Annotated in this window: 28 protein-coding genes; 21 read left to right on the forward strand and 7 right to left on the reverse strand. The window is 68.7% G+C overall.

All coding sequences use genetic code 11. From position 1 onward, the window contains the following. Nucleotides 1-176 precede the first annotated feature (176 nt). Entirely contained in the window at nucleotides 177-713 is a 537-nt protein-coding gene (locus D7W81_RS19080; RefSeq protein ID WP_208721369.1) for a RusA family crossover junction endodeoxyribonuclease, read from the reverse strand. Nucleotides 714-1,057: 344 nt separating this feature from the next. Here D7W81_RS19080 and D7W81_RS42395 point away from each other — a divergent pair, with 344 nt between their 5' ends. Beyond that, a complete protein-coding gene (locus tag D7W81_RS42395; RefSeq protein WP_158621628.1) occupies nucleotides 1,058-1,402 on the forward strand; it encodes a hypothetical protein in 345 nt (114 codons plus the stop codon). A gap of 849 nt (nucleotides 1,403-2,251) precedes the next feature. Here the strand turns inward: D7W81_RS42395 and D7W81_RS19090 are convergent. Continuing rightward, a complete protein-coding gene (locus D7W81_RS19090; protein WP_120556826.1) occupies nucleotides 2,252-2,956 on the reverse strand; it encodes a DNA-methyltransferase in 705 nt (234 codons plus the stop codon). A 118-nt stretch (nucleotides 2,957-3,074) separates the two neighbouring features. Between D7W81_RS19090 and D7W81_RS19095 the strand changes: the two genes are divergently transcribed. Together D7W81_RS19095 and D7W81_RS19100 are read left to right on the forward strand one after the other, a co-directional pair. Beyond that, on the forward strand, nucleotides 3,075-3,452 hold the full coding sequence (locus tag D7W81_RS19095; protein WP_120556827.1) for a hypothetical protein: 378 nt from the start codon (nucleotides 3,075-3,077) through the stop codon (nucleotides 3,450-3,452). Between the two features lie 43 nt (nucleotides 3,453-3,495). Then, nucleotides 3,496-4,635, forward strand: a complete 1,140-nt coding sequence (locus D7W81_RS19100; protein WP_120556828.1) for a ParA family protein — start codon at nucleotides 3,496-3,498, stop codon at nucleotides 4,633-4,635. 81 nt (nucleotides 4,636-4,716) lie between these two features. Here D7W81_RS19100 and D7W81_RS19105 read toward each other — a convergent pair whose 3' ends face one another. The 5 genes from D7W81_RS19105 to D7W81_RS19125 form a co-directional block, all read right to left on the reverse strand. Continuing rightward, complete coding sequence (locus D7W81_RS19105) at nucleotides 4,717-4,908, reverse strand: hypothetical protein (protein ID WP_120556829.1); 192 nt, start codon at nucleotides 4,906-4,908, stop codon at nucleotides 4,717-4,719. Between the two features lie 38 nt (nucleotides 4,909-4,946). Then, nucleotides 4,947-5,552 carry a hypothetical protein gene (locus D7W81_RS19110; protein ID WP_244227291.1) on the reverse strand — a complete coding sequence of 202 codons (606 nt, stop codon included), beginning with the start codon at nucleotides 5,550-5,552 and terminating at the stop codon, nucleotides 4,947-4,949. Between the two features lie 52 nt (nucleotides 5,553-5,604). Then, nucleotides 5,605-6,144, reverse strand: coding sequence for a hypothetical protein (locus D7W81_RS19115; RefSeq protein ID WP_120556830.1), 540 nt, complete (start codon nucleotides 6,142-6,144; stop codon nucleotides 5,605-5,607). Nucleotides 6,145-6,206: 62 nt separating this feature from the next. After that, nucleotides 6,207-6,659, reverse strand: a complete 453-nt coding sequence (locus D7W81_RS19120; protein WP_120556831.1) for an NlpC/P60 family protein — start codon at nucleotides 6,657-6,659, stop codon at nucleotides 6,207-6,209. Between the two features lie 385 nt (nucleotides 6,660-7,044). Continuing rightward, the gene (locus tag D7W81_RS19125; RefSeq protein WP_120556832.1) at nucleotides 7,045-7,434 is read right to left on the reverse strand and encodes a hypothetical protein; all 390 of its coding nucleotides are present in this window, start codon (nucleotides 7,432-7,434) and stop codon (nucleotides 7,045-7,047) included. A 457-nt stretch (nucleotides 7,435-7,891) separates the two neighbouring features. On the opposite strand from D7W81_RS19125, the gene D7W81_RS42400 reads away from it, so the two are divergent. The 18 genes from D7W81_RS42400 to D7W81_RS19205 all read left to right on the forward strand — a co-directional run bounded on the left by D7W81_RS42400 (nucleotide 7,892) and on the right by D7W81_RS19205 (nucleotide 22,396). Further along, nucleotides 7,892-8,053: a hypothetical protein gene (locus D7W81_RS42400; RefSeq protein ID WP_158621629.1), complete on the forward strand. Its 162-nt coding sequence runs from the start codon at nucleotides 7,892-7,894 to the stop codon at nucleotides 8,051-8,053. Between the two features lie 55 nt (nucleotides 8,054-8,108). Then, the gene (locus D7W81_RS19130; protein WP_147445540.1) at nucleotides 8,109-8,678 is read left to right on the forward strand and encodes a sce7726 family protein; all 570 of its coding nucleotides are present in this window, start codon (nucleotides 8,109-8,111) and stop codon (nucleotides 8,676-8,678) included. A gap of 392 nt (nucleotides 8,679-9,070) precedes the next feature. Further along, nucleotides 9,071-9,553: a hypothetical protein gene (locus tag D7W81_RS19135; RefSeq protein WP_147445541.1), complete on the forward strand. Its 483-nt coding sequence runs from the start codon at nucleotides 9,071-9,073 to the stop codon at nucleotides 9,551-9,553. Between the two features lie 18 nt (nucleotides 9,554-9,571). After that, nucleotides 9,572-10,153, forward strand: coding sequence for a hypothetical protein (locus tag D7W81_RS19140; RefSeq protein ID WP_120556834.1), 582 nt, complete (start codon nucleotides 9,572-9,574; stop codon nucleotides 10,151-10,153). Continuing rightward, nucleotides 10,143-11,657 (forward strand): terminase large subunit domain-containing protein, encoded by a 1,515-nt coding sequence (locus D7W81_RS19145; protein ID WP_120556835.1) that lies wholly within the window; start codon nucleotides 10,143-10,145, stop codon nucleotides 11,655-11,657. Before D7W81_RS19140 ends, D7W81_RS19145 begins: the two co-directional genes overlap by 11 nt. Before the next feature lie 90 nt (nucleotides 11,658-11,747). Next, nucleotides 11,748-12,755 (forward strand): hypothetical protein, encoded by a 1,008-nt coding sequence (locus tag D7W81_RS42000; protein ID WP_147445542.1) that lies wholly within the window; start codon nucleotides 11,748-11,750, stop codon nucleotides 12,753-12,755. A gap of 51 nt (nucleotides 12,756-12,806) precedes the next feature. After that, the gene (locus D7W81_RS19150) at nucleotides 12,807-14,159 is read left to right on the forward strand and encodes a phage portal protein (RefSeq protein WP_120556836.1); all 1,353 of its coding nucleotides are present in this window, start codon (nucleotides 12,807-12,809) and stop codon (nucleotides 14,157-14,159) included. Nucleotides 14,160-14,187: 28 nt separating this feature from the next. Next, on the forward strand, nucleotides 14,188-14,919 hold the full coding sequence (locus D7W81_RS19155; protein WP_120556837.1) for an HK97 family phage prohead protease: 732 nt from the start codon (nucleotides 14,188-14,190) through the stop codon (nucleotides 14,917-14,919). 65 nt (nucleotides 14,920-14,984) lie between these two features. Beyond that, nucleotides 14,985-16,175, forward strand: coding sequence for a phage major capsid protein (locus tag D7W81_RS19160; RefSeq protein WP_120556838.1), 1,191 nt, complete (start codon nucleotides 14,985-14,987; stop codon nucleotides 16,173-16,175). A 45-nt stretch (nucleotides 16,176-16,220) separates the two neighbouring features. Beyond that, nucleotides 16,221-16,673 carry a hypothetical protein gene (locus D7W81_RS19165; protein WP_120556839.1) on the forward strand — a complete coding sequence of 151 codons (453 nt, stop codon included), beginning with the start codon at nucleotides 16,221-16,223 and terminating at the stop codon, nucleotides 16,671-16,673. An 88-nt stretch (nucleotides 16,674-16,761) separates the two neighbouring features. Then, nucleotides 16,762-17,418, forward strand: coding sequence for a hypothetical protein (locus tag D7W81_RS19170; protein WP_120556840.1), 657 nt, complete (start codon nucleotides 16,762-16,764; stop codon nucleotides 17,416-17,418). Further along, nucleotides 17,418-17,738: a hypothetical protein gene (locus tag D7W81_RS19175; RefSeq protein ID WP_120556841.1), complete on the forward strand. Its 321-nt coding sequence runs from the start codon at nucleotides 17,418-17,420 to the stop codon at nucleotides 17,736-17,738. Before D7W81_RS19170 ends, D7W81_RS19175 begins: the two co-directional genes overlap by 1 nt. Continuing rightward, nucleotides 17,738-18,142 carry a phage tail terminator protein gene (locus D7W81_RS19180; RefSeq protein WP_120556842.1) on the forward strand — a complete coding sequence of 135 codons (405 nt, stop codon included), beginning with the start codon at nucleotides 17,738-17,740 and terminating at the stop codon, nucleotides 18,140-18,142. The genes D7W81_RS19175 and D7W81_RS19180 overlap by 1 nt, the downstream gene beginning before the upstream one ends. A gap of 41 nt (nucleotides 18,143-18,183) precedes the next feature. Further along, nucleotides 18,184-18,618: a hypothetical protein gene (locus D7W81_RS19185; protein ID WP_244227292.1), complete on the forward strand. Its 435-nt coding sequence runs from the start codon at nucleotides 18,184-18,186 to the stop codon at nucleotides 18,616-18,618. 13 nt (nucleotides 18,619-18,631) lie between these two features. Next, on the forward strand, nucleotides 18,632-19,090 hold the full coding sequence (locus D7W81_RS19190) for a phage tail tube protein (RefSeq protein WP_120556844.1): 459 nt from the start codon (nucleotides 18,632-18,634) through the stop codon (nucleotides 19,088-19,090). 46 nt (nucleotides 19,091-19,136) lie between these two features. Further along, a complete protein-coding gene (locus D7W81_RS19195; protein ID WP_120556845.1) occupies nucleotides 19,137-19,529 on the forward strand; it encodes a phage tail protein in 393 nt (130 codons plus the stop codon). A gap of 74 nt (nucleotides 19,530-19,603) precedes the next feature. Next, nucleotides 19,604-19,762 (forward strand): hypothetical protein, encoded by a 159-nt coding sequence (locus D7W81_RS42405; RefSeq protein WP_158621630.1) that lies wholly within the window; start codon nucleotides 19,604-19,606, stop codon nucleotides 19,760-19,762. A 24-nt stretch (nucleotides 19,763-19,786) separates the two neighbouring features. Then, entirely contained in the window at nucleotides 19,787-22,396 is a 2,610-nt protein-coding gene (locus D7W81_RS19205; RefSeq protein WP_120556847.1) for a phage tail tape measure protein, read from the forward strand. The last annotated feature ends 12 nt before the right edge of the window (nucleotides 22,397-22,408 follow it).

Raw genomic sequence — 22,408 nt, forward strand, 5'->3', positions numbered from 1 at the left:
GGAAGGCGGACAGCGGCAAGACGAAGGGCACAGGCGGGCATCGGGGACTCCTGCCCGTGCGCACGCGCGCAGGGGCGGTATACTGGCGTCCCCAGCGGTGCTCCCCCAGCGCTCCTGGTCTGTACGGGCTCGGCCGTCATCCCCGGTCGGGCCCGTCGTCTTTTCCGCTACCACGCCTACCCGACAGCGCCACCAGCCCGGCCCCGCCTCACCGAGGGCGTCGCCAGGTACGCCAAGCTCTTCCGGGGCGCCTTTCCCTTCGCCTTCGCCGCGCGGTTCCGGTTTCGCGTGGCTCGCGCCTTCGCAGCCCTATCCGCCCGGGCCTGCCGGTGGGCAGCGGCCTCCTCCGGCGTGGCGTGCCGCGCGGCGGTGGCCACGAGCTCAACACGGGGCGCCTTCGCGTCGTCCGCGCGCTCCGCGTGGATGGACGCCACCTGCTCGTCATCCAGCCAAGCCAGCCCGTTGAGCGCGTCCCCGAGCACCTTCAGCGTGTTGTCCAGATCGCCGACGCGGCGCGGGCGGAACGCGGTGAGGGATAGGCGTACGGGCCCGGCCAGCGGCTGGGCGCCAGTGGCCGCCACCAGCCGAGCCACGGTCGCCTTGTAGGCCAGGGCCTCGCCAGAGGGCACCAGCCCGCGGCCCCGGGACGGCTTCCAGTACGCGTTCGCGCTGGGCGGGTACGGCAGCACCAGCCACACCTCGCAGGTCGTCATGCTGCCGTCGCTCACCGGGCACCCGTCGTGTTGTCCATGCCCGGCCAGAAGGGGCGGCACTGGCGGCACGACTCCTGCTCTCCCCTGCACACATGGACATGACGACGAAGGAGGCGCTCGCGCTGCACCTGGGACGGGCAGAGCTGGAGATGCAGTGGACACAACGCAAATCGGGCGGAACTCCAGCCGCGCGGGTTGAGTACCTCGCGGCTGACCATCACGCGCAACAGGTGCTCGGCGCGCGCGTGGCACGGGAGGTGATGGAGCGTCTCGGCTCGCAAGATATGGAACGTCCCTCATGGAGGGACACTCGCCATCGGTGACGTCGTGGCCTGGATGTTCGGGTGGCCAAGGCGACCGCACGCGGTTACTACCTTTCGGCAGTTCGACAGCGTGTTTCCGGAGGGAAAATGGCAGCCAGCGACATCAAAACCATTGACAAGGAAGAGTTCGAGGCGCTGAACGGCCCCAGCCCGGCGAAGAAGCAACTGGTGCTCGAAGAGGTGGAGTTCTTCTTCAACAACTCGTCGGGAGATCTCGGAGTTCTCACCCGAGATCGGACCGACGACGACTACGGATACGCGGTCCTTCAGAAGCAGAAGGGGCAGCCCTACCGGGCAATCAAAGCAGAGGTCAGCATCAGCTCGCGCGATGACGCGCGCAAAGAACTGTTGAAACACCTCGCCTAGGCCATCGCCAGTTAGAAGCACAGCGGCCCGCCCCGGTCTACAGGGCGGGCCGCTGCATTTTCTGCGGGCCAAACGTGTACCGGCCCCCGCGCCGGCCATCCGCTCGCGCTGATTGGCCTCCGCGAAGCCGAAGATGCCCAGGTTCTGCCGGAGCCGCGCCCCGCCCTCCAGGCGCGCGTAGGCGCCCGTGAGGGAAGAGACGCCCGATTGGGCCTACAGCTAGCCGGTCCGCACCGGTACGTCGCTCAGCACCCGCGACAGCCCCGCAGCGACTTCACGCCGCGGGGCATCGAAGGGGCCGACGCCACCGCCGTGGCGACCGGGTCCAGCGCGGCGGTGCGGCCAATGGCTCCGAGCGCCAGATCCAGTGCCGCCGCGGATAGCCTCCGGCGGACTGGCCGACGCAGTAGCGCGGCCGTTACTCGTCCCAGTGAGGCGGGTGCGTCTCGCCGTGGACATCACATGCCCAGGCCAGCCGGCAATCGCAGACGATCCTCTCCGCGCGCGTGCAGCACGGTGCGCCGTCACGGATACGAGTACGCGGGCGCGGACGGTGCCGTGCTGCCAGTGGCGGGCGGTTCAGGCGCATGTGGTCTCCACGTGGGCGGCACGGCTTCTGCTCACCGCCCCGGGCATGACGATACCGGAGCGGGAGGCGCTGGCGCAGCGCCTGGGGAAGGCGGAGCTGGAGCTTCAGCGGGCGCAGCGCGAGTCGGATGGGAGCGCCGTTGCGCGGCGGCGCCTGGCCAACGCCAGGGTTGAGTACCGCAACGCCGAGCACCATGCCTTGGAGGTGCTCGGCGCGCTCCACGCGCTGGACCGGGTGGAGCAACTCGGCACGGCACGCCATCAGGCTGCGCGCGCGACGGCAGCGCCAGTCTCCAGCCGCCGCGCGGCAGCCTCGCAGTAGCGCTCCTCGAGCTCCACACCGACGGCGCGAAGTCCGAGCGCCTGCGCAGCGACAAGCGTGGCCCCGGAACCGGCGAACGGGTCCAGGACGAGGCCGCCCTTCGGGCAGGAGCGCTCCAGCAGGTAGCTCAGCAGGTTGACCGGCTTCTCGGTGGGGTGCGTGCGCGCCCGCGCCGGCACCGGCGGGTAGCCATCGAGAACGGCGCCGTGCCGCTTCCCGGCGAGCGCGCGGCGCTTCGGCCCGGCCCCGTGCAGCACCACCTCGTAGTCCGGCGCGAAGCTGGCGGCGCAGTCGCCCATACCGCCCCGGGCCTTCCACCACATCAACGCGCCCTTGATCTTCAGGTGGGCACTCGCCGCGTCGAAGAAGTCCGGCCAGCTCTCCCAGTGGCAGAAGACGAAGGCGTGCAGGTCCGGCTTCAGCGCAGGCCCCGCGGCCGTGAGCGCCTGGCGGAAGACGCGCATGCCCTGGCGGGAGCCGTCCGCGCGGATGGCGGCGCCGCTCTTCCCCTTGGACTCGTAGGCCATGCCGTAGGGCGGGTCGGTGAGCAGCACGTCCACGGATTCGGACGGGAGTCCGGCCAGGGCGTCGCGGCAGTCGGCATGGAACAGGGTGAGGGTGTCGGTCTGGAAGTAGGGCTTCACTCTGGGGGCCTCGTCGTGGGCGTGGTGCGGGGGTCGCACCACGCGCGCGCGTGGTGCACGAGGGATGCCGCTCCAACCGCCCCTTTGCTCCCGTGCCCACGCGTGCGAAGTCCGCCCCGTGCCCACCCACGACAAGACGAAGACGCCCCCGGAGCGGCGTCGCGCGCCCGCAGGCACCACGGTGCGCATCGATGGGCTGCGGCTGTCCCGCGAGGCCTGGGCCCGAGTGGAGGCACTCACGGCCCAGCTGCGCCGCGCCGGCATCCCCCGCGCCAGGCCTTCCGGCGCGCTCGAGTTGCTGGTGCTGCATCCGGAGGTGGCCGCTCAGGTCCTGGCCGGGGGCTGCCGCGTCTACTCCTGTGCCACCTGCGGGTCGTGGCTGGATGCGGCAGGAGCCATCACCCACCAGGACGCACTACCCGGGCATGAGGTGCAGGGGTTCCTCGTGCAGGGTCAAAACAACCCCTCCAAGACCGTGAGACGTCCAAAAGGCTAGGCTAGTCTGCCTGCGTTCATTGAGCAGGCACAGAGGGCTACCATTGAGCAGCTACGTCATTTGGGCAAACAAGGGCGGCATCGGGAAGTCAACCCTGAGCTTTCAACTGGCATGCGCAGCGGCACGTGCCAATCCCGATAAGACTGTCACCGTCATCGACCTGAGTCCGCAGTGCGATGTTTCGCGCATGATTCTTGGTGGAGGAAGAAACAAGGGAGAAGAGATCATCATTAAAACCATGCAGTCCGATCCACGAAAGACAGTCCAAGCATACCTACTAGACTGCCTCAACGACGTGCCTTCTGGCATTGGCTGGCCTGACCCCAAAAACTACATCACCAACCCCAGCAAGGTTCGCTCGAAAAAAGCCGAGAGCATCCCTGAAAACCTGCGCCTGATGTGCGGCGACTTCGACCTAGAGCGTACTCTCCAACTGATCGAGCAACTGCCGCAGCCCCCTCGTCGAGCGGGAAGGGCACCCACGGGGCCCGAGTACTCTAACTATCTCCTGACAAGGTCGTTCATCAGGTATGCCGTCGAAAAGCTAGACAAGAACAAGAACGACATAGTCATCATCGACACCGACCCGTATTTCAGTGTCATCACCACCCACATGGGATTGGTAGGTGCCGACCACTGGATTACGGCTTACTCGCCCAACTCCCAGGCTAGTCAATTTGCGGTGCTTCGAAGCCTCGAGTTCATGTTCGAGCCAGCATCGGGACTTGCAAATTCCATCGTTTCGGCACAGTCGCTCTACCAAACGCCTTGGTATGACAATCGCGGAAAACCAATGAGCGCCCCGCCAGTCTCGGTTGCCAAGCCGTTTGCCTTGGTTGCCAATATGGTTACGCCCTACAAGCTGAGCGGTAAGAAGCGTTACACCGATCCCCAGCGACTCCATCGCAAAACCATTGATGCAGTCGATGCGCTCACCAAGAACGAGGCGTCAAAATACAACGTCGCAGCCTTCCAAACCCACTCACACATGTGGGACATGAGGCGCCTCGGCTTGATTTGTGACTACAATGGCATCGACCTGCCCGCGCTGAAGCTCGGGGGAAACTACCCCGAACCAGGATCCGACGACGACATTCAGTACCACATCAACAAAACTGGCGGCACTCCGAGCCAACTAAAGGGATACAACGAGCGTCTCGCGGCTCTGGCCGCACTTCTTTGACGCACAACCCGCCAACCCATCACAATCCGCGTTAAGTGGTGGCACGGAGCACCCCAGCGGACCGGGGTGCTCCGTTATGCATCACCAGCCGAACGTCCACCTCACGCCCGCACCGGCTATCCGCTCGCGCTGGTTGGCCTCGGCGAAGGCGAAGAGTCCCAGGTTGTCCCGGAGCCTCGCCCCACCCTCCAGGCGCGCGTAGGCGCCCGTGAGGGAGGAGACGCCCGCCTGGGCCTCCAGATACCCGGTGCGCACCGGCACGTCGCTCAGCACCCGCGACAGCCCCGCGGCGACTTCACGCCGCGGGGCATCTAAGGGACCGACGCCACCGCCGCCGTGGCGGCCTCGTCCAGTGCCGCGGTGCTGCCGATGGCGCCGAGCGCCAGCTCCAGAGCCTCCGCGCGCACCTTCACGTCGGCCTTCTGCGCGCCGTGAATGGAGGCGAACTCCAGCTTCACGGCCTCCTGCTCCCAGGGCTTCAGCGGGCGCCAGCCGTTGGCCTTCAGCCAGGAGTCCGCCACCTCCAGGCCCTTGGCCACCTTGTCGAGGGCGTTCTCCTCCTCGTCCATCGCGGCGAAGTCCTCCACCACGTGGAAGGCGTGGAAGGCCACGGTGGCGACGATGCGCTTGCGCCGGGTGGTGAGCCAAGTGCCGCCGGCGAAGAGGCCGACGGCGCCGGCCACGAGGCCCAGGGCCAGGGTGATGTTGGTGGGGGTGAGCAGCGCGTCCAGGAGGACGGAGCTGGTCGACGTCTGGGCGAGGAGGACCGGCGCGACGTCCAGGGTGGCGAGCGCGACGGGCGCGGAGACGAGGGTCAGCTCCGCGCCGGTGGGCGTGGAGGCGTGGGCCAGGGCCAGGGGCGCGGTGAGGAGGGCCGCGAGCGCGGCGGTGGTGACGAGGGTGAGGCGCTTCTTCATGGGGCTGCTCCTGCGTGGTGCGAGTGGGATTGCACCACGCAGAAGGGGCGGCTCAGACTCGCGGAGGCCAGAACCAGGTGCCGGGCTTGTCCGGCCCGCCGAAGGGCACGGTGCCGCGCCAGCAGTGCTCGCCGCCGTGTCCCGTGGCGGAGTCGAAGCCATCGTTCGGCCCGTCACCGAGGACCTGGAGGTTCGGCGTCATCGGGTCCGGCGCACGCGTCGCCACGACGATGGCCGGGCGCACTTCGCCCTTCCGGACGCCAGCCTCGTCGCCGAGGCAGTAGTGGACGATGCGGCCGATGGACGGCACCTGGGCGAGCGGAACCACCGGGGCGCCCGTCACGGACGCGACCGGCGTGTTGATGGCCTCGGCGACCGCGAGCCAGCCGGCGCGCACCAGCACGGAGCACTTCTCGAACGGCGGCAGCTCGGCGCCCGTCACCGCGGAGCGCCCGCCGGTGACGCTGCCGTAGCAGGTGTAGAGCGTGAGGGCGGTGGCGAGCTTGCCGGGGCTGGCCTGGGCCAGGACCTTCTCGGCGGCGGTGATGAGTTCGGCGGGCGGCGTGTACGGCGCAGGGATGGGCGTGGACATGCGGTGTTCCTCCTGGTGCGGCGGGTGGACTGCACAGCACCAGGAGGAAGGGGCGCTTCTCGTCAGGAGACGAAGGGCAGGCGCCTGAAGCCCAGCAGGTCAGGCCGGTACGCAACGCGGGTGAAGGCCTTCACCTTCGCGTCCGCGCGCGCCGCGTCCTCCAGCGTGAGCGTCTTGCTGCCGCCCCCGGACGCGCCCACCACCACACCCGCGCCGACGTGCACCATCACGTGGTCCGGGTCCCCCGGCTTGCCGTACAGCACCGGGTCCCCGGGCTGCAGGTCCGCCGCGCTCGCCACCGGCGCGCACTCCGCCCACAGCCGGTCCGTGTTGTGCGTCGCCCGCCAGTCCTTCCCGCCCACCTGGTGGAAGGCCCAGGTCACGAGTCCGGAGCAGTCGAAGAGCCGCAGGCCGTCCTTCGAGACCGGCGTGCCCTTCGCGCCCCAGCGGTAGGGCGCGTGCATCTGCGCGAGGACGAGGGAGAGGAAGGCGGCGCGCTGAGAGGTGATGGCCATGGCGGGTCTCCAGGGACTGCGAGGTGTTCACCGGAGAAGGGGCGCCATTGAGCACAAACTCTAATCACTTCCACATCTCCCACCGCGGGTAGACAGGAAACGTTTCTCGCGTACGGTGAGCGCGTTGCCCCCACTCATGCCAACGCAAGGAGTTCCATGGATTTAATCAACCTCATCATTCCCCTGGCGCAAGCCTCTCAAGCAATGTCGCCACAGGGGTCTGCTATGTTCATCGTCACCATTATCGTTATTGCACTTACCAACCGCCCGCCTCGGTCCGCTCAGTCAGAGCGCCCCCATGCGATACGGCGGATCCAACCGCGCAAGAAGACGCGTAATCCATCACAAGCGAACCGCCGCACTCGCAAAAAGAGCAAACGCACGTCTAGGGGGAGGACGAAGCGGCGTCCTTCGAGGCCACCACGTTCGCAGCGTGCTGGAGCTGCCGGGAGGTTCGCTCCCCCATCAGCACAGTGACGTGGTTCACCGCCTGATGCAGCTGCGGCCGTGCGGCGCCCATCCAGTCCTCCAGGGCCCGCAGGCGCAGGTCCTGCGTCTGGAGCTTCGCGCCGTGCTCGTTCACCACGCGCAGCTCCGTCTTGATGTCGCGCACGTCCTGGGCCACCGCGCCCAGCGACTGCACCAGCAGGGGCACCTGGTCCACGGCGGACTCGTGCTTCGTCTGTCGGCGCGACAGCAGCCCGTTGAGGAGGGGCACGAGGAGCTGGCTCACGGCCAGGATGAGGACGGCGGACTCGGTGCTGACGGGGGGCATGCCCGGACAGAAGGGGCGGCCTCTGCCCGAGGTCCGACTTCACAGATTTCGTAATTTGTGAATCCGGGCCCTCAACCAGGGTCGCGCGGCCCACGCGGGTCGGCGGGCTCCCAGGGCAGCCACACCCAGCGGGACACCTTCCCGGGAGGCCCTGCGACGAGGGCGCGGCACCAGCGCTGCCCGTGCGCGTCCTCACAGGGTCGCCGCGCGGCGCCAGGTCGTGATGGTCGGTCATGCCCGGAGGAAGCGGCGAAGGCTCGCGCCACAGCATTCTGGCGCGCGTGCAAAGCTCGGCCTTATTGAAGGCGGGCACCGGCGTCTTCATGCTTTAGTGACAGTCAAGTGGGGACCAATGGCCAACAGCCCATGTCGTCTCCGCGTCCCGCCTGCGGGGCGCGACCAACTCTGCGACCAGATTGAGACCTGGGCGAAGGCGAACCGCCGGACAGTCGACGTCATGATTCAAGACGACCTGTGGGTCACGATTGATAACGACCCGGACCTCTGCGCTGAACTGGGCGCGTACTTCACCTGCCCGGCGTACTGGGAAGACGGGTTTGAGAAGTTCAGGAAGGACCTGGGCGCACTGGATGGTGTCCTGCGAGGGGACGAGTCGTAGCCCGGCAAGCTGAAGCTCGTTCGGTTCTGCCACACGCGCGCCCCTTCCGACGGGGATGCACGACGCCGACGTCCGCCCGCCGCTGGTGCGCCTCATCCAGGAGACGTACCCGGAGGCGCGCGTGTTGCCGGAGATGGGGCTGGAGTACGGGCTGGTGCGGGTGGACCTGGCCGCGCTCAGCTCGGCCCGCTTCCACGGGTACGAGGTGAAGGCGAACGCGGACACACTGCGGCGCCTGCCGGTCCAGGCCCACTGCTACAGCGCCGTCCTGGACAGGTGCACCCTCGTCGCGGGCGCCCACCACTTGGCTCGCGGGCAGACGCTGGTGCCGAAGTGGTGGGGGCTGGTGCTCGCACGCGGTGGCGCGGACGGCGTCACGCTGGAGGACGTGCGGCCGGCGGCGGACAACCCCAGCCCGAACCCGGGCGCCACGCTGCATCTGCTCTGGCGCGTGGAGCTGCTGGCGCTGCTGGAGAAGACGGGCGAGGCGCGAGGCCTGCGCTCCACGGGGAAGGCGCGGCTCGTGGCGCGGCTGCTTGAAGTTCTGCCCGGAGACGTCCTGCGCTCCCGTGTGCGGGCGGCGGTGTGCGCCCGAGGGGACTGGCGGGCGGACGCGAACGTGTAGGGCGGATGCACGCCGGAGGGCGCGCACAAGACAGCGAAGTTGCGCTTTGTCGATGCTCCCCGGGCGCGGCGGGCGCTGGCACGCGGCTTGGCGGCACCGGCCGTGCCACCCCGCCCGCCGACAGCCCCCCTGGGGTGGGAAACCCTACATGTAGGACAAATTCAGGATTGCTCGGCGCGCTGCAATCTCGCGTCGCAGATTCCTCGCGGTTTCTCCGAGGGGAACTGACAGACGACCCCCCATTTTTTAGGGCCCTGCGCGTTCCTGGCGGCCCGTAGGCGCGTCCTGTCACTTCGGCCGGGGCCATGGGCGTCCCGGAGCCACGTGCGTCAGCGGGCCAGCGGCGCCCCTTCTGCGTGGTGCAGTCCACCCACACCACGCAGGAGCACCGCATGCCCTCCCCGTCCACGCCGTCCGCCGAGTCCACCCCGAGCACCGAGACCGCCCGCTGGCGCATGGCCTCCACCGTGTCGCTCGCCAAGTCCCTCCAGGAGGTGGAGGGACTCTCCGCCGAGGAGGCCCTGGCCAAGGCACAGGAGACGGCCGACGCCGCGCAGTCCGAGTCGTCCCAGCTGGACCGCAAGGTGGGCGACTTCCACGTCGCGGTGACCGCCGACATCTCCAGCGCCGCCGCCGAGCTCAAGGCGCTCGACGCGCAGCTCCAGGAGACGGCCGCCTCCGTGGCGCAGGTCGCGTCCGGCCCCGTCACTCCGTCCGGCCTCGCCGCGCTCATCGCCTCGGGGAGCAGCGCCCTGGCCACGCTGCACGCCGCGAACATCGCGGGCAACGTCGTCGGGAGCGCGGTGGTGGAGCAGGTGGCCGGCGACGTCGCCGCGCTGGTGGCCCGGGCGCGCGCCCTCGCCTTCCCCGCGTAGCCGCCCCTTCTGGAGGGGGTGTCCCCTCCGCGCGGCTACGACCCGAAGCCCCCTCCCGGCAAGCCGGCCGGGGGGAAGCGCGCGCCGAAGTTCTCCGGGCCCGCCACCACCCTCACGTACAAGATTCAGACGGCCATCGTCGCGGAGCTGCGCCAGGGCGCCACGAAGCGCATGGCCGCCGCGCTCGCGGGCACCACCGACGCGCGGCTGCAGAACTGGCTGCGCCGAGGGCGCGAGGCCATCGAGGCCGGCAAGCGCAGCCGCTACACCGAGTTCGTCGTGGAGGTGGAGCGCGCCCAGGCCGAGTTTCAGAAGAGCCGGGTGAAGGACGCGCTGGACTCCATCAGCGACAAGACGATGGACGGCCGCGGCGCCCGCTGGTTCCTGGCGGTGACGGCGCCCAAGGACTTCACCATCCCGCGCGAGCCCGCCGCGCCCGCAGGCAATGGGCACGGCCCCCTCTTCGAGGTCATCACCCCGGACGAGGCGCGCGCGAAGCTGGACGAGAAGCTGGCCACCTTCATCGCCAAGCACCTGAAGGCCCGGGTGGCGACGGACGTGCCGCCGGAGCCTGCCCCCGAGGACGACGATGGGGGCTGACGCGGGCGTGGCGAAGGCCGGCGAGTCGCTGCTGGACGGCATCCCCGTCATCACGGCGGACAGCCACGGTCCCCACAACCTCATCCAGCAGCTCGCGCTGGCGGCCCACGCGGCGGACGGCACCACCACCGGCCACTGCACCGCCCTGGCCTTCACGCCCCAGGAGCTGGTGCTCCTCTACCACGAGCACCGCTACTGGCTGCGCCCCGTCCAGCGCCCGCCCGCGCACTTCCGCACCTGGTTCTTCATGGGCGGACGCGGCACCGGGAAGACGTACGCGGGGGCGGCCGCCGTCATCGACGAGGCCCGCGCGGACCCCGAAGCGCGCATCCTCATCGTGGGCCCCACCTACTCCGAAATCGTGAAGAACCAGTTGGAGGGGACGAGCGGCATCCTCACCATCTCCCCGCCCTGGTTCTTCCCGAAGGTGGAGAAGTCGCGCCGCAAGCTGGTGTGGCCCAACGGCGCGCAGGCCACGTGGCTGCCGGCGAAGAACGCGGACAAGTTCCGCGGGCACCAGTACACGTTCATCTGGGCGGACGAGCCGGTGGCCTGGAAGGGCGACGCGGTGGCCGTCTACAAGGAGTGCCGCGTCGTCAACCGCCTCACCACCACGCGGATGCGCGCCCAGGGCCTGCCGCCGCGCATGGTCATCACCACCACGCCCGCGCCCACGGTGCTCTTCCGGGAGATGCTCGGCGACCGCGAGGGCCTGGTGCTCGCGCGCAGCTCCACGCTGGAGAACCTCGCCAACCTGGCCCCGGACTACGAGGCCTACGTGCGCCGGGTGATGGAGACGCCCGAGGGCCGGCGCGAGTTCATGGGCGAGCTGAGATTCGACCTGGACCCGGCGCTCTACCGGGGCGTCAACTGGAACGCCTCGCGCATCGCAGACCCGAAGAAGGCGCCGAAGGAGTACGACGCCATCATCGTCTCGGTGGATCCGGCCACCGGGGAGAAGAAGGGCGCGGACATGCACGGCATCGTCGTGCTGGGCGTGCGCCTGGAGGCGGACGGGCTGGACCACGTCTATGTGCTGCAGGACGCGTCGCTGCGCACGCCGGAGCCCGAGGTCTGGGCGCGCGAGGCCATCAAAGCGCTGGAAGCCTGGGAGCCCTACGCGAAGAAGCGCGGCAACGGGAAGCCGAACGCGTGGGTGTTCGCCGAGTCCAACACCGGCGGTTCCATGGTGAAGAGCACCATCCGCACGGTGAAGAAGGTGAAGGTGCTCACCGAGCGCGCCATGCAGTCGAAGGCGGAGCGCGCCGCGCCCGTCTCCTCCTACGCGAAGGCGGGCCTCGTCCACATGGTGGGCAAGCACGACAAGCTGGAGGCGCAGCTTGCGAGGTTCACGGGCCAGGAGGGCGGCCACGCGAGGGATGACCGAGCGGACGCCTTCGCGTGGCCCATCTACCTCTACGTCATCCCGAAGCGCCGCAACGCGGGGGCGGCGGGGCGGCAACGCGGGACGGAGGACGCGGTGTTCGACGAAGCTGAAGCCTGAGGCCCGCCATCCAGGGTGTATGGTTAAACGTCGTTTTACTTTCGCCCGTCGCTGCACACCCTTAAGAACGCCTCAGCGAGGACCTGACGGGTGACAAATAAGAAAGGCATGACTACCAAGACTTCCGCACAGGCGGGGCAGTCCGCACAGGCGGGGCAGTCCGCACAGGCGGGGCAGTCCGCACAGGCTACGCCGGCAGCCAGCACCGTTGTGCCTGCCGTCCGAAAGCTGGGAGCCAGAGTGTGGACTGGGCTCAATGCGCTTGGAGGCATCATCGGCCTTATTGGTGGAGCTGCTGCCATCTATTCGGTAGTCATCGCCAGGGAGGCACTGACGCAGCAGCAGATGGACCACGCCTTTTCAGCCGCACAGCTTCAGGCAAACGAGGAACTTCGCCTCAATTTGACGTTAGGCCGAGACGGCGCCCTGAGGGTGCGCAACCTCTCAAAACTAGAGGTCGAGCAAGTTGAGATAGAAATACGGCATTTACTCTACTCCCATGCTTGCAATGCCATCGAGGTCGCAATGGGAGAGCGTGAGCAGTTCATTCCGAAAATTGACCTCAACGGCGAAGCAACAATTCACCTCAGCTCTCCGTATTGGAGTACAGACGGCGGCAATGACGAGACGAAGCGCCAGCAAACGCTTCGCCAAATGGGCTGCGGCACCGGCATTCCCGAGTCCAACAAGAACGCAGAAGGCTTGGCCGGCCTTGGAGAAAATCTGGACGGGGGTCCAAACATAACGCCTGCGTGCTCAGAAGACTCCCCCTGCTCAATAGTCACATACGTTGAGGCGCGGGCAATGCACCCAAAGTTACATCGCTGGGCCGGCCCGTTTGACACGATTGTCGTTCACGCCCCAGATCAGTCGTTCCGCTCGGTATGGTCTTTCGGTGGCGTTGATGACCGCGACGGCTCGTTTCGGTTTAAAAATGAATCCGACAGGGCAATGTTCCTCAGGGTTGCCCAGCTCATCGCAAGGCATCGAAGTATGTTTGGAGGGGTAGACGATAGGAACAACCGCTTCTTCCCTGCACGCTCATTCGGCGGCATGGGGATTTTTCGGGCAGTTGGTGCGGAGGAACCGAAGCGCTGATTCACTGTTGCGCTCGGAAGGACCCTCGGAGGGCACCCCTTCTTCAGGGGCATGGCCTCCCTCTTCCGCCGCACGCTCAAGGCCCTGGGGCTACTGCCCGGCACCCAGGGCCCCCTCGTCCACGCCCTTCCCCTCGTCAGCTTCAGCCCACGACGGGGCAGCCGCGAGGTGCTGCGCGCGTACAAGGAGAACGGCTGGCTGCGCACCGTCGTTGACACTGTGGCGGAGGCAGTGGCCACGCCCCGCTGGCGCGTCTACAAGCGCGCCCGGCCCGGCGTCCTGGGCGTGCTCGACCAGCGGATGAAGTCCGCCAACCCCCGGCTACGCGCCAAGGCGCTGAAGGACGCCACCGCCTCCGGGGAGTTGGTGGAGCTGCCGGACCACGAGCTGCTGCGCCTGCTGGAGGCGCCGCACCCACGCTACCCCGGCCGCGCCTTCCGGAAGCTCAGCCAGGTGCACGTGGACCTGGTAGGCGAGGCCTTCCTCTGGCTGCGCCGGGATGACACCGGACGCGTGGTGGGGTGGGAAGTGGTGCCCCCGCACCGCGTGATGATGACGCCCACGCCGGAGAGCCCCGTCTTCTTCCTCAGCCACAACACCTTCATCGGCGCGGTGCCCGAGGCGGACGTCCTCTGGTTCAAGCATCTGGACCCGGAGGCGCCCGAGGACCGCGGCGCCGGCGCCGGCATGGCGCTGGGCGATGAGCTGGACACGGTGGAGGCCATCTCCCGCGCGACGAAGTCCACCTTCGAGCGCGGCGGCATCCCCGCCGCCATCGTCGGCGTGGACTCGAAGGCCTCCGGTGCGGATGTGGAAGAGGCAGTGGACGACCTGGAGAAGAAGTACCAGGCGGCCCACGCGGGCCCGGGCAACGCGGGCAAGGTGTGGTTCACCCCTGCGGGCGTCACCCTCGCCCAGGTGCAGGTGAACTTCCGGGAGCTTCAGACGGAGGAGCTGAAGAAGGGCCTGCTCGACTTCATCCGCCAGACGTACAACGTGCCCCCGGAGCTGGTGGGCGACCTCACCTCCAGCAACCGCTCCACCGCGGAGAGCGCCGAGTACACGCTCGCGGACTTCGCCGTCCTGCCACGCCTGGAGTTCTGGCGCTCCTGGCTCCAGCACTGCCTGGTGCCCCTCGTCGACCGGGACGCCATCCTGGATTACGAGGACCCGCGCCCCCAGGAGTTCGAGCGTGTCTTCCGCCTCATGACGACGCAGCCCACCGAGGCCTTCACGTACAACGAGGTGCGCGAGCTGGCCGGCTACGAGCCGGACCCGCTCCTCGAGGGCAAGCGCCCCCCTCCCCTGCCCGGCGCTGGCGGGGGCAACAACCCGCAGTCGGCCTCCGCGAACGCCACGCCCAACCCGCCGCGCGACCGCAGCGGCGAAGAGGGCCGGCTGTAGCGCCAGGCGCCGCCCCTTCTTCTGGGGCATGGACAGACGCCCGCGCACCAAACGCAGCACGCGCGCCCTGAAGCTGAAGCTCTACGAGCCTCCGGCCCCCGCGCCGCCGGCGCAGCCCAGCGCGCCGCCCGTCTTCCGGTTGGTGGATCCGCCGGAGGAGTACGACCGCGACGGGGACCGGATGGCGGCCGGAGCGCTGCAGCTGCCGCCGGGCCAGGTGGACGTGCCCCTCTACTGGGACCATGGCCACCAGGACCCGAGCGCCGCCAGCCGCTTCCCCGTCGGCCGCGCGCGCATCTGGTGGGAGGGCGGCGAGCCGCTCATGTCCCCCCTCTTCGATGGCATCGGCGAAGTCTCTCAACTCTGCGCTGCGAAGGTGAAGGCCCGCACCCTCGACGCGTGCTCCATCGGCTACCTCACGCTGTCCGCCCGCCCCAATGACAGAGGCGGCGAGGACGTGCAGCAGGCGGAGCTGGTGGAGGTTTCCATCACGGGCATTGGCGCGAAGCGTTCCGCGCGGAGACTCAAGAGCATGGCGACCCCCGAAGAGGTACAGCAGACGTTCGAACAGATGGCCAAGGACATCGCCGAGACGAAGGCGATGGTGGCCGAGGTGAAGGCGCTGGTGGCGAAGCTCGCTCCCGCGTCCGAGGAGACGAAGAGCGAAGGCGGTGAGGAGAGCCAGGAGGGAGAGGGCGCCGCCGAGGGCGAGGACGCGGTGACGAAGTACTTCCGCGACCTCGTCACGAAGAAGAAGTAGCCGCGCGCGGCGCCGCCCCTTCTCTCCACCTGAACGCAACACCGTCCCCTTTCGCAGGAGCCGTCATGTCCACGACCCCGAAGCCCGCCGCGCCCGCCGCCGTCCCCCCGGTGGTGGAGGCTGCGCTCGCGCCCCTCATCACCAAGCACGTCGAGGCCGCGCTCGCCGCGCGCCCCGCCATCATCAGCCCTGCGGCGCCCGGCCGCGCTCCCGCCCTGCTGAAGTACAAGGGCATGTTCGACACGGAGCACCCGGCGCTCGCCGCGCTGGGCGTGCGCCTCAAGGCCGCCTTCCTGGAGTACGAGGACCGGACCGGCCGCGAGAAGGCGAAGGCCCTCAACCAGCCGCTGCGCGAGTGGCTGGAGAAGATGAAGTCCGCCGGCGTCTTCGAATCCGTCTTCGCCCAGGGCGGCAACCTCTGGGCTCGCGAGTCGCGCAGCGAGGAAATCATCGACGTGCTGCGCCCCGCGTCCATCCTCCTGCGCGCGGGCCCGCGCATCGAGTCGGGCTACGGCTCGAAGCTCACCATCGGCGTCATCAACGACGGCGTGCAGGTGCAGTGGGAGGGCGAGGACGAGGAGGCCAGCGAGTCCGACCTGGACACGGGCGACCTCATCCTCGGCGCCTTCAAGGCCATGGGCACCATCCGCATCGGCAACGGCCTCATGCGCAAGGGCAACCTGCGCTCCGCCGAGCAGCTCGCCGCCGACGTCGGCCGCGCCATGGGCCTGGCCTTCGACACGGCGGGCCTCGTGGGCAAGGGCCCGAAGACGCCTACCGGCATCCTCAACACGCCGGGCATCACGAAGAAGGCCATCACCGGCACCTCCATCGAGCAGAAGGTGGCGGACCTGAAATCCATGGTGGCGGACGTGCTGGAGGCCAACATCCCCCTGGAGGGCGCCAACCCGTTCTACTTCATGACGTCCACGACGATGATGGGCCTCTCCAGCCTGCGCGACGCGGCCTCGTCCGGTACCGGCGGCTGGGTGTTCCCCGGCCTCCAGGACCTGCAGAACCCCACCATCAACGGCTTCCCCGTGGGGCACACGCAGACGCTGGCGGGCAAGAACCTCATCGGCTTCGGCCTCGCGCAGGAGCTCTACTTCGGCAACGCGTCGCCGCTGGAGATGGAGCTGGGCGAGAACGGCAGCGACTTCAAGCGCGACCGCAAGACGCTGCGCGGGGTGCAGGAGGGCGACTGGCAGGTGCGCCGCCCCAAGGCCTTCTCCATCCGCACGGGCGTCACCTACTAGCCCGCGTCCCGCCTCTCCCCTCCCTCGCCTTCCCGGAGTCCTTCCATGCACCCTTCCCTCGCCAACATCGGCGCGTACATCAAGACGAACACCCTGGCCCTGGTGCCCGCGGCGCGCGCGGCCGGCACCACGCAGGGCCCCGCCATCGACACCGGAGCCTTCCGCTCGGCGGTGCTCGCCGTCGCGGTGGGCGCGGCCACCGGCACGCCCACGGGCGCCAGCGCGACCTTCACCTTCGAGTCCCGGGGCAGCACGTCCGGCGCGGAGGGGGCGCCCGGCGCGTGGGCCCCGGTGGTGGACCGCGACGGACAGGAGCTCTCCGTCATCGCCACCGCGGCCGACGGCGCCGTGGAGCTGGACCTGGACTTCTCCTTCCTGGGCGATGACCACGACCAGGTGCGCGTGAAGCAGGTGCTGGCCTTCACCGGCGGCGCCTCCCCGACGCTCCTCACCGGCGCGGTGCTGGTGCTGGGCGGCTCCAACCGCCTCCCTGTGTAGCGGCGGGCACGCCTCCCCCCCCTTCCGTGCCTGCCCGGGCCGGGGTGGCCTCGTGCCGCCCCGGCCCTCTTTCTGCCCCGAGGTGCCCATGCCCGCCGTCGAGGACCTGCTCACCGCCGCCCAGCTGCCCGCCACCGTGCGCGACGCGGCCGACCCCGAGCGCCTGCCGCTGATGATTTCCGCCGCGTCCCTGGCCCTGGCCGCGCACGTGGGCTACCCGTTGCACCGGCGCCTGGGCGTCGTGGAGTCGGTGGCCAGTACGGGCGGGCGCTACCTCTGGCTGCGCTCCGGGGGCGTGCGCCAGGTGACGCGCGTGGAGGTGTGCGGCGTGGAGCTGCCGGCCGCTGCGTACGCGCTCGATTCCGCCGTCATGGGCCGGGTGCTGGCGCGCGGGGAGGCGTGGCCCTTCACCGGCCGCTACTCGCCCGGCGTCTCCTCAACCCCGCTGCACGTGGAGGACACGGGCGAACTCCTCGTCACCTACGACGCGGGCTGGGTGACGCCCGGCCAGGCCGCCCTGGACGCCGCGCTGCAGGTGGACCTGCCGGCGGATCTCCAGCTGGCGGTGCAGATGGTGGTGGGCGCGCTGGTGCACGGCGACGGCGCCGAAGAGGCCGTCTCCGAGTCCATCGGCGGCACGTCCCTGACGCGCGCCACGGACGAGGACGGGCAGCTGCCCGCGGTGCCCGCTCGCGCGCGGCGCCTGGTGGCCCGCTACCGCCGCCCGCGCCAGGGAGCCGCGTGATGCTGCTGGGCCACCGACTCAAGCAGCGCTTCGGCCTGGCGCGACTGCTGGGCGTCAACGACCGCGGCCAGGAGGACTTCTCCGCGCCCAAGCGGCACGCGTGCCGTTTCGAGGGCAGCACGAAGCGCCTCGTCACCACGGACGGCACCGACGCCACCTCGGAGGCCGTCCTCTTCACCATCGTGGAGGTGGGGCCCGGGGATGCCGTCTGGCTGCCCGGTGCCACGCCGGGCGACCTCAACACGCGGCGGCGCCCGCTGCGTGTCACCCCGTGCTTCGACATCCGCGGGACGCTGGACCACTACGAGGTGTACGTCTGATGGGCGCCGAACTGCGCGACGTCGAGCTCCACGTGGCCCAGGTGCTGGACGCGGCCGCGCTGGGCGTCTCCCGGACGGCAACGCCGCCCAGCCTCTACACGGGCCCCATGCCTGCCGCCGCACCGCCCCAGGCCGTAGCCGTGCGCGAGGTGCCGGGCGACGCACCCGAGGACTACCTGGGCACGGGGCGCAGCTACCTCCAGCCTGACGTCCAGGTGCTGGTGCGCGGCCTCACGTACCTGGAGGCCCAGGCCCTGGCGCGGCGGTGCTGGAGCGCGCTGCACCTGGCGGCCGCCCCCGGCTACGTCTCCTGCCGCGCGCAGGGGCAGCCCGCGTACCTGGGCGAGGACGGCAACCACCGCCACCGCTTCGTCTTCACCGTCACACTGGCATACACGGCCTGACTCCGGACGGCCGCCCCTTCTCTTCGGGCATGCCCGTCCGCGTGAAGCTCGACCTCCGCCCGCTCCTCAAGCTGCGCCAGCAGCCAGAGCGCGTGCTGGGTCGGCTGGAGAAGGCCTGCTACGCGACCGTGCGCCACGCGCTGGACCTCTCCCTCTTCGACGTGCCGCGCGGAGACCGGACGCCCGAGTACGACGAGCACGGGAATGAGAAGCCTTCGGAGCGGCCGCTCGCGGAGACCGGCTTCCTGGACGGGCCCGAATACCGCATGGACCGGCGCCTCTCCGTCACCTGGGTGGCGGGCTACGCGCACCACGCGGCCGGCGCCATCCACGAGGGCGTGCACTGGGACCGGGACATCGTCAACCCGGAGCCGCACTTCCTGAAGAAGGCCTTCCGCCGCAGCCGGACCATCGGCCGCAAGGGCATGAAGGCGGCCATTGAGCAGGCTTTGAAGGAGCTGTTTCCCCCGAAGTGAAAGGAATTGAGTCATGGCAGGAGAACCCGAAGTCCTCTTCGCGCAGCGCATCCACTTCACCGCCACGGCCGCCGCCACCCTCGTGAATCTGGAGGATGGCACCGTCGAGGCGCCCGCCACCGAGCTGGACGGCATCAGCGAGTGCGGCGTCGCCACGGCCATCGACAGCGTAGACATGAACTACTTCGGCGGCGACGGCTACAAGCGCAACGCCGCCACGCTGCGCGGACTCACCCTCAACGTCAGCGGACACCGCATCGCCGGCAACGCCGCGCAGGACCTGATGGAGGAGCACATGCTCCTGGGCAAGGTGGGCTACCTGCACGTCATCAAGGACGAGGCTGCGACCGCGGGCCAGCGCGGGGTGCGGTACGCGGTGCGCATCATGTCCTTCGACTCGGGCGGCCCCTCCTCCGACGTGGACAAGCTGACGTGCTCGCTCACCGGCCAGGGCGCCCCCGTCAAGGTGTAGCCGCCCCTTCCTTCCCTTCGCAGCTCCTACCTCGGAGAAGATAGACATGACCGACGCCCCCGTGTACCGCAAGCCCATCGGCACCGCCCGGAAGTTCATCAAGCGCATCGTCATCGACGGCGCGGACTATGACCTCTGCGAGCCGTCGGCTGGCGACAAGACCCTCGTGCTGAAGCTGAGCGAGAAGGCTGGGGAGATTGACGCGGACCGCAACCCCACCAGCGAGGACGCCGGCATCTACTTCCTGGCCCGCGTCGCCATCATCTGCCTGTACCACCCGGGGGGCCGCCGCCGCGTCTTCGACCTGAACAGCCAGGAGGACCTCGACGCCGTGAAGCTGGAGCCCTGGCTCCTCGACTCCGCGAAGGACTTCACGTCCAGCTTCGGCGGCAAGACGGTGGAGGAGGAAAAGGGAAACTCCGAAGCCACCCCGAGCTGAATGCCATCTACGGGGTGGCGAAGCTGATGCACCGCTCGCCGGCAGAGGTGAGCACTTGGCCGTGGTCCGACATCGTGCGCCTGCTCGCATACAGCGAACTGGAGCGCGAGGAATTCGACCGGCGCACGCAGCCGCACGGGTCCCTGGGTACGGGGGGGCAACGGGCGTCGGCGAGCAGCACCACCAACACCACCGTCTACCGCTTTGGACCCAAGCCCACGCCGAAGCGGTAGACGCAGTTCACCCGGAGCCCTGTCATGGCATTGAAGGTCGGAGACCTCTACGTCGCCGTCACCGCGTCCATCGGCGAGGCCATGGCCAACCTCGGCAAGTTCGTGAAGCATGCTGAGAAGGTCGCCAAACAGGTGAAGGAGGCGACCGAGCCCATCGGGAAAATCGGTGCTGCCGTCGCCGTCGGCATCGCCGCAGCAGTGGCGGCAGCTGCCGAATCCAATGCGGCCATGAAGGAACAGACCGAGCACATCAAGGCGCTGCTCGTCACGCTCGCGGCCGAACTCGGAGACCTCTTCGCCCCACTGGTGAAGAAAGTGGCGCAGTTCATTGAGCAGGTGGTGGCGAAGCTCCAATCCCTCTCGCCCGCGTCGAAGCGCGCGGCGGCCAGCATGGCCGCATGGATAGCTGGTGTTGGTCTCGGCATCGGCGCCATCGGCAAGCTGGCAGGCACACTGGAGGGGCTCTTCAAAGGCTTCGGCATCTTCCTGGAGATGAGCAAGGCCGTCCTACCCGTCTTCACTCACCTCGGCGCGGGCGCGGGCAAGGCCCTTCAATCCCTTCAATTGCTGGCCCAGGTGGACATCGGCAAGGCGCTGGCCGACATGAAGTCCGGCGTCGGAGGGCTGGGCTCCGTGGTGGCAGACTTCACGAAGTCTGTTCCGTCCCTCCTGAGCAGCGTCGGGCGGATGGCCGTTAGCTTCGCGACTGCCGCTATCCCCATCCTGGCCGTCGTCGCCGCGCTCGCGGGCATCGCCCTGCTCGTCGGCAGCGTCTACAAATCGTGGGGCGACATCAAGTTCCTGGCCAAGGAGGCCTGGAGTTCAATGTCTCAGTCCGTCTCCGAGATGATGGCGGGCCTCTCCAACGTCGCCATGAAGCTGGCCAATGTATTCGGGCTCGCCTTCAGCGCCCTCGCCGCCACCATCGAATCCATGGTGGACCGCTCCCTGGACTTCGTTGCCTTCCTGGTGGCCAACAGCGCAAGGGTGCTCCGCCCTATTGCCCGTGCGGTCGGCATGGGCAACGCAGATAAGGCGTTGGCATCGGCGGAGACGCTCACTGGCAAGGAGTTGAAGAAGGGAATCATGGATGCGCTCTCGGCCGGCGGAAATGCGTTCGTCGAGAAGGCTGCCAAGGCAACAGCAGAGCTGAACAAGGGCGCGGTTCTTATCGTCACGAAGGCCGCCGACGGAGCAAAGGCGGCGGCGGGCGCGGCGAAGGACACGGTGGGCTTCGGTCTGGAGCACGCCACCTCCGGCATCAAGGACCTAGTCGCGGCAGTCCTCAACTCGAAGACGGTGGAGGAGTGGAAGGGGAAGATGGGAGAACTGAAGTCCCTCCTCGACTCGCTCTTCAATGGAAACGCCAAGGCATCGCTGCGCACCCAAGACGAGAACGGCATTGAGGTGTCCGCAGCAGGCCACAAGGGAACGGAGCGCTTTGCAGAGCGCCTGCGCGGCGGCCTGGGCTCACCAGCCATGGCGGCCTACACCAAGCTGATGGAGGACAACGCCAAGGCCCTCGCTGAGTCCATCCGCAAGGCCGCGGAGGACGCAGCAGCGGCCGCCGCTGCTGCGAAGGCGGACCTCCTCTACGGCTTTCTTGGACGCCTGGGCGAGATCGGCGGCATCATCGATTCGGCGACCAAGGGGTTCAAGGCGGGCGGCTGGTGGGGAGCGCTCCTCGCGGCCATCGGCGAGCTGCTCATGGGCTCCGACGAAATGGCCGAGGCCATCGACGTCCTCAACGGCATCATCAAGATGTTGAAGGACCTGTTCGGTGCCGCCGCCACGGGGCTCGACACCATCATGGGGGCGGTGGGCTACCTCGTGTCCGTCATCGTTGACGTCGTCAAGCCGACGATGGAGGCGATGGGAGAGGCGATGGAGTCCATCGCGCCCATCATCGTCCTGGTGGGCATGGTGCTGAAGATGCTCGCGCCCGCCTTCCAGGCCATCGGGAAGGCCACCGCGTGGCTGCTCGACAACGTCCTCAAGGGACTCTTCCAGGTGCTGCGCTACGTGGCCATCGCCATCCTCTACGTCATCAAGGGGCTGGGCAGCGCGTGGAACGGAATTGTCGGCGCAGTGCAGTGGGTATTCAAAAAGCTCGGCGACATCAGCGTCCTGGGGGCGCATCCGTTCGGTTTTCTGAAGAGCTGGGCGAACAGCATGGAGTCCGTAAAGATGGACACGGAGAAGCTGGCGCGGAGCATCCAAGAACTGGAGGGGCTCACCTGGGACGCGGCGATGGCGAAGGCCCGGGAGACGGCCGAGGTGCTGAAGAACCGCGACGCGCTCGCGGACGTGAACGAGGCGCTTTCCAACGTACCCGACCTGTGGAAGGTGGCCCTCCGGCGCTTCGACTCCCAGGACGAACAGGACGGACCGAACACGCCCACCGGCGGCACCACGCCCGTGCCCTCCGCGCCTCCTCCGTCGCCCTCGGGCGGAGACGAGGTGAAGGCTCCTGAAACCTCGAATGCCTCTCCGCTCAGCTTCTTCTTCAACATCTCCGGCGTCGACATCGACGAGGCGATGGCGGAGGCGATGAAGCGCACCGAGGACATGCAGCGGCGCTTCGGCATCCGTGTCTTTGGGACATCTGCCGCCGTCGGGGCCCGGTACACGTAGCGCCATGCCCGC

Origin of the sequence: Corallococcus aberystwythensis (assembly GCF_003612165.1) — a bacterium.
Classification (GTDB): domain Bacteria; phylum Myxococcota; class Myxococcia; order Myxococcales; family Myxococcaceae; genus Corallococcus; species Corallococcus aberystwythensis.